The sequence below is a fragment of the Vibrio sp. OPT18 genome, from assembly GCF_015163615.1.
Lineage (GTDB): Bacteria > Pseudomonadota > Gammaproteobacteria > Enterobacterales > Vibrionaceae > Vibrio > Vibrio coralliirubri.
The window spans coordinates 225,561-232,403 of the sequence record NZ_JADDYK010000028.1; the positions used below are offsets into that span (position 1 = coordinate 225,561).

Below are 6,843 nucleotides of genomic sequence, written 5' to 3' on the forward strand. Positions count from 1 at the left end.
GAGCACAGTTAGTACTTAGTTAATGAAAATCCCGAGATTTGGTTTTCAAGCCAACAATTTCATCGGTAATATCGATAAGTTTTCCCGCGATAACATGCACGACTTCACCTTCTTTTTCTAATATCCCTTGTACTTTTAACGCCTTGGCTGTGAGATAAGCTTGCTGTTGAGCGCGTGCGGTTGCTCCCCATACCACGACATTAATATTACCAGTGCTATCTTCTAGCGTGACAAAGGTGACACCTGCCGCGGTTCCGGGAGATTGTTTGCCTGTGACTAATCCGACAACGGTGACCATAGATTTGTGTCTTTGCTGTATTAAATCTTTCATGTGTGTGAATCGACCTAATCGTCCCGCTTCTTCGAGCAAAGTGATGGGGTGCTTGTTCAATGAAATTCCGACACTGGTGAAGTCTTCGAGTAGATCTTGCATCTCGTTGGGCTTGTGCAGTACATGTTCGTCATGCCCTGCCTCAGCATCGTCATAGGCTTGGCTAAACAGAGGTAAATCAGAAGCGGAATCCATGATCGCCCAGCGAGTCTGGAAACGGTCACCAGAAACGTTATGTAGCGCATTGGCTGATGCCAGTAGCTCGATGTCTTTCTTATTCATCGATAACTGTTTCACCTGGCTAGGGTGGCGATAACCGGATGGTGGACGATTGGCGAGCACGCTTTGAATCCCATGCTCGCTGAATCCTTTGATTTGTCGCAGTCCTAAGCGAATCGCTAAACCATTCTGATGTTCAACGACTATGTGGTTGTCTTGTGAGGTGTTCACACATACCGGAAGTATCACCACATTGTGCCGTTGTGCGTCTTGTACCAACTGTGAGGGGCTATAAAAGCCCATGGGTTGGCTATTCAACAGAGAAGCGTAGAAACATTCAGGGTAGTAGCACTTCAACCAAGCTGAGCAATACGCTAACACCGCAAACGAAGCCGAGTGGCTTTCAGGAAAACCGTATTCGCCAAAGCCGCATATCTGTTTAAAGATCTGTTCAGCAAACTCTGTCTCATAGCCGCGCTTTTGCATACCCTCGATGAGTTTGTTTTTAAACTTAAAGACGTTGCCATTTTTCTTCCAAGCGGCCATCGCACGTCTGAGTTGATCTGCTTCACCACCTGTGAACCCTGCCGCTACCATCGCGAGTTTGATCACTTGCTCTTGGAATATCGGCACACCTAAGGTGCGCGACAATACCGACTCCACATCCTTAGATGGATAACTGATTGGCTCAATGCCATCTCGACGCTTGAGAAATGGATGAACCATATCGCCCTGAATAGGACCTGGGCGTACGATAGCGATTTGAATCACCAAGTCATAATAAGTTTTCGGTTTAAGCCTTGGCAGCATGCTCATTTGCGCACGTGACTCAATTTGGAATATCCCGACCGTGTCTGCCCGTTGAATCATGCCGTAAACCTTAGGATCGTCCTTAAGGCGAGTGATCTCAGCAATGGTCAGTGATCGCCCGTGAATACGTTTGATCAGGTCGAAACATTTACGAATCGCAGAGAGCATACCAAGCGCGAGCACATCAACTTTCAGCAGCCCCAAGGTTTCTAGATCATCCTTATCCCATTGGATAATGGTTCGATCGTGCATCGCGGCATTCTCGACGGGAACCAGTTCATACAAAGGCCCTGAAGATATGACAAAGCCACCAACGTGTTGAGATAGATGACGTGGAAAGCCGATGATCTCATTCACCAAGTGGATAAACTGTTGCCCCTTCAAAGAATCAGGTTGTAGACCCAATTGAGTGAGCTGAGCCTGCCAACCTAGGCTTTTGTCCCTACGGTTGGTGTTCTTGATGAAGTAGTCGAGCTGGGTTTCTTGTAGCCCTAATGCTTTACCGACATCTCTTACCGCACTTTTAAAGCGATAAGAGATGACCGTTGCGGCAAGTGCAGCCCTTTCTCTACCGTATTTTTGATAGATGTATTGAATAACTTCTTCACGGCGTTCGTGTTCAAAATCGACATCAATATCAGGCGGCTCATCGCGCTCTTTACTGATGAAACGTTCAAATAGCACTGAAATCTGCCTTGGGTCGACTGAGGTGATTTCTAAGCAATAACACACCACGGAATTGGCAGCTGAACCTCGACCTTGGTAAAGAATGCCTTGGCTTTTAGCAAACATCACGATGTCGTGGATAGTGAGGAAGAAGAAAGGGTAGTCTAGCTCGTCAATCAGCCCCAATTCTTTATCTATGATCTGTTGGATGTCACTAGGTACACCTTGTGGGAAGCGAGCCTGTTTTCCTTTTTCGACTAACATGCGCAGATAACTCATGGGCGTCTCACCTTGAGGAATCAGCTCACTGGGATATTCGTAGCGTAAGCTATCTAAATCAAACTCACACAGCTCAGCGATACGGTTGCTCTCTTCTAGCCACTCAGTTTTGAATATATGAGAGAGCTTATTGATACTTCGTAAACAGCGTTCGGCATTAGCGAGTAAGTGACTGCCCACTTCGGTAATGGGCTTTTGGTACTTTATCGCAGTGAGTGAGTGCTGTAAGGGTAAGCGGTTAGCATTGTGCATTAGCACGCCACCACAAGCTGTGATCGGCAGTTGATGATGTTGTGACAGCTCAACGCAGTAATCTGTGTACTGCTGGTCGGTTTGTTTTAGGTGTCGTTGTAAGCCGATCCAAAGCCGACCTGAATGATGCTGAGATAGCCATTGCCCCCAGTGCGCGTCTTCATTTTTCTGTTGAGGAAGCCAAAGAATAAAGCAGTGCTTAGCCGACATGATATCCCACTCAGAGAGCTGATAATGTCCCTTACTGCTACGACGTCTCGCGTTGGTAATTATACGGCACAGCTCGGCGTAGGCTTGTCTGTTTGGGCATATCAAGATCACTTGGCACTCTTCATTTAACCAAAACATGCTCCCGACAATTTGCTTGAGTGACAGTTTATGTTGCTTGATTGCAGAGTGAACCTTAACGATGCCCGCGACTGAGCACTCATCAGTAACCGCGAGTGCTTTGTAACGTAAGAAGTCGGCCTGTAAAACAAGCTCTTCCGCATGCGAAGCTCCCTCTAGAAAGGAGTAATTGCTTTGACAGAAAAGCTCTGAGTATTGCTGAGACATAACGTATTCTCACTTAATCATTGCGAGTGAACATGATTGAAAAGGGATGTTGAAATTGAGTAAATGGTGCGGGTTGGCGATTCAACTCTTTGTTGGTTAGCTGAATAAGCCATGTAAGAACCACTGTTTATCTGGTGTTCTAAATACCCATAACCACCGACCGTTTTCACTGTGAGCAATAAAGTAGTCACGAATGATCTTCTCTCCGTCCCACCAGCCAGACACAATGCGCTCTGGGCCTTGAGATAAGGTGACGCTTTCGGTTAGGGCTTCGGGCTCTGGCAGTAAAATGCTAGGTCTGAGTCGTTGTTGGTTGATGTTGAAAGCAGTGGTTTGTTGCTCGCTCCCTGAGGGCGCTTGCCTTTTTGCCACAGACTTACTCAGCGTTGGGAGCGAATACTGATTGGCCTTTTCTGGCCTTGGATCATGCTGTATTTTCGGTGTTTGAATACAGGCTTGTCCAAGCTTTGCTTGCAGTAGTGAGAGCAAATCTAACGCGGCAAGTGTTCCGGTATTACCATCAAAAAGATCATGATAGGCCATTTGGGGTTCTCCATGACGAACCAAGCTGAGGGTCAGTCCTTGAACCGGTGCAGTGAGCTTTAGTGACTCTAAGGTGAGATGAGTAAGGTTCGCCCATTTTTCTGCAAGGTAATCACCTTGTGCCGAATAAAAAGAGACAGGGTGATCGTCTTTATCTCTGAGGTGTAAAGTCAGCGTTAACTCGAAAGCCACTCGGTCGCGTAGCTTCAAAAAACACTCGAGTTGATTCAGTAATTTCAGCAACGGCTTTTCGATAAATAGGATGTTTTCAATATCAAACAACAGCTCCAAATATTGCTGGAAATTCTCTGGTGGATGATAGAAATCAATCGGGTGCTTGAACTGGCCGTTAAGGCGACCGACATAATTCACCAAGTCGATATCAAAGCGGCGTGCGACCTCTTGCAAAGGCAGCTTTAATAGATCTTCAACGGTATTGATACCGACACGGTTCAGGCGTTCTACTTGCTTGGTCGGCAGTTCACTGGAAATCAATGCTTGTTGATTGACCCAAGTTTTCATCTGCTCAATATTGTTTGTTGCTTGGTTGATCGCTTGCTTACCCAAAAGGATCGCAGAAAGCGGCGAATAACCCGTAGCGAAGCTGAACTGAATATTGAGCGTTTTTAAGTGGCTTTTGAGCTCATGCCAGTAGTTATCTAGCCCGTCGTAAAGTGACAGCATGTTAGAGGCTTTAATCAGCAAGCCATTAGGTGGCAATAACGCCATGTCTGAAGTGACTAGATACGCCCATTGAGCGATCTCTTTGAGCTTACTTTTCTCCAGTTCAATACTGTAAGGGTGGACGTGTAAGTTGTGACACAGCGCCGCCGCAGACCCTAAGCCCATACCAAGTGAAATTCCCGATTGCAGCGCAGCTGGGTTCGCTTGCAGTACACGGTGATCTTTTTCATCCACGATGATAATAGGTTGTTCGCGTGAGTCTTCGCTCGAACCCAATTCATTAGAGTTAAACAAGGTATCCAACTGTAGAGACGGAAAGTGCAGATAAAGCCACAACATACGCTAACCTTGCTTCGCAATAGGAAAAGCCAGCACAGTGTTACCAGACAAAGCGCGGTCTAAATTGTCTTCATAAACGACTTTCTCTGTGAGTAACGGCCAGTTGTGTGTCATGTCTAGAATAAAGCTGCCATACGACCAGCTGCCTTTTCTTTTTGTTACCTCTACCTTCAATCCTTGGGTGTGAGAAGACAGCTTCATGCTTAAAGAAACGGGCAGGGATAGTTGATTATGGCTGGTGGCTTTAAAATGAAATTGCAGGCACTTACCGGTTTCACTGGCTGCTTGTAAGCGCTTTGTTTGGTGTATTTCTAGATCGGCTCCCCATAGCAATACAGAGTGACAAGCACCACTTTTGAGACACTGCTCAGCCGCCCACAGTGCATCGAGATCGCGTTGGGGCTGGATAACGAGAATGTTCTCTAATTCAATGCCTTGGCTGTTAAAAAACTCGGCACAGATCTTCCCTGGCGGGTTAATGAATATGGCCAGTTTTTGCGAGTTTTGTTGAGATAAATAGGGCGTAAGGAGACGAAGCTCGCCGATCCCTTGTTGTGATTCAACCTCAATAACGCCGTGCGTCGGGAAGCCGCCATCAAGCTGTTTATCCAGTTGAGGATAGCCTGTTGAAGTGGTACTTCCTTGCGTTGTTGATTGTAACCCTTTCCAGATTAGCTGGCGGTCTTGTAAGTTTTTTATTAGTTCATGCATAATTAAATACCTGTATATTTATACAGTATATTTAACAATGAAAAAGATGCAAAGCAAAATGATGAAAATCAGGTGAACTAAATATTAGATGGTTGATTTAGATACAAAAAAAGCCGCTATAGAAGCGACTTTTTACTGTTGGTTAATGATATCAGTTACTTAGGTTGAGCATCGATACATTGGCCATTAATGTCTGTCACACTTGGGTTCATTAAGTGTAGGTACAGTGGGATGATGTCGAGTGGCGTTTTTAGCTTATTCGCATCTTCTCCTGGGTACGCTTTTGCACGCATGCGTGTTTGAGTGCCGCCCGGATTGATTGCGTTAACACGGATGTTAGTGTCTTCAAGCTCGTCTGCTAGGATTTGCATCATACCTTCGGTAGCAAACTTAGAAATCGCGTAAGTGCCCCAGAATGCGCGGCCAGAGTGACCAACCGTTGAAGAGGTAAATACGATGCGACCCGCTTCTGCTTTTTTAAGTGCAGGTAGCAGAGCTTGAGTCATCAAGAACTCAGACTTCACATTGATCTGCATAACATCATCAAAGGTTTCTTCATCAATCTGCTCAAACGGGCTCAGAGTACCGAGAACGCCAGCATTATGAAGTAGACCGTCTAAACGACCGAACTGTGATTCAATGGTTTCAGCCATATCAATGTAGTTCTGCTTTGTCGCACCTTTTAAATCCAATGGGATAATCGCAGGTTGTGGGTAACCAGCGCTTTCGATTTCATCGTAAATGAATTCAAGGTTTTTAACATTGCGGCCTAACAGAATGACAGTTGCGCCATGTTGAGCGAAGCTTAGTGCTGCTTGGCGACCAATGCCAGCACCGGCACCTGTAACCAAAATTACTTTATCTTTGAGGGCATCTGTAGAGATTGGGTAATCCACTGTGCTTATCCTTCTTTCTTTTATTATGTTCGTCATTCCATTGATGTTTAATCACACAGATAACCGCAGGAATGATGAGAAATTCTTGGTAATCGTGACAAGATGGTTACAATACACTAATTCATACAATAGGGGATATGACATTGGAATTTTTGTTGGACTACGGCTTGTTTTTAGCCAAGATTGCGACCGTTGTAATCGCCATCATCGCAATTTTAGTGATTGCTAAATCTGTGGGTGGGAAATCAAGCGCGATTAAAGGTGAGCTGGAAATCACGAACCTATCTGAACACCATAAACAGACGATTGAACAATTAGAGCACCATCTACACGATGATGCTTTCATCAAAGCCCGTGATAAAGCAGAAAAGAAAGCGGAAAAAGAGAAAGTAAAATCACGCGGTAAAGAAGTGAAGAAAGCTGCGAAAGAGGGTGAGCTTGATAGCAAGCGTGAACCACATCTATTCGTTCTTGATTTTAACGGCAGCATTGATGCGAAAGAAGTGGCTTCATTACGTGAAGAGGTAACGGCGGTTCTGGCTGTGGCTCGTGAAGGTG

Annotated in this window: 4 protein-coding genes and 1 pseudogene; 1 reads left to right on the forward strand and 4 read right to left on the reverse strand. The window is 45.5% G+C overall.

From position 1 onward, the window contains the following. Positions 1-19: 19 nt before the first annotated feature. The 4 genes from IQQ51_RS05900 to IQQ51_RS05915 form a co-directional block, all read right to left on the reverse strand. Positions 20-3,112, reverse strand: a complete 3,093-nt coding sequence (locus tag IQQ51_RS05900) for an error-prone DNA polymerase (protein ID WP_193840581.1) — start codon at positions 3,110-3,112, stop codon at positions 20-22. A gap of 96 nt (positions 3,113-3,208) precedes the next feature. After that, positions 3,209-4,678, reverse strand: coding sequence for a Y-family DNA polymerase (locus IQQ51_RS05905; RefSeq protein WP_193840582.1), 1,470 nt, complete (start codon positions 4,676-4,678; stop codon positions 3,209-3,211). Between the two features lie 3 nt (positions 4,679-4,681). After that, a complete protein-coding gene (gene imuA, locus IQQ51_RS05910) occupies positions 4,682-5,389 on the reverse strand; it encodes a translesion DNA synthesis-associated protein ImuA (RefSeq protein WP_193840583.1) in 708 nt (235 codons plus the stop codon). A 155-nt stretch (positions 5,390-5,544) separates the two neighbouring features. Then, entirely contained in the window at positions 5,545-6,285 is a 741-nt protein-coding gene (locus tag IQQ51_RS05915) for a YciK family oxidoreductase (protein WP_017629695.1), read from the reverse strand. A 137-nt stretch (positions 6,286-6,422) separates the two neighbouring features. On the opposite strand from IQQ51_RS05915, the pseudogene IQQ51_RS26705 reads away from it, so the two are divergent. Continuing rightward, a pseudogene (locus IQQ51_RS26705) lies at positions 6,423-6,843 on the forward strand (protease SohB); the annotation flags it as partial.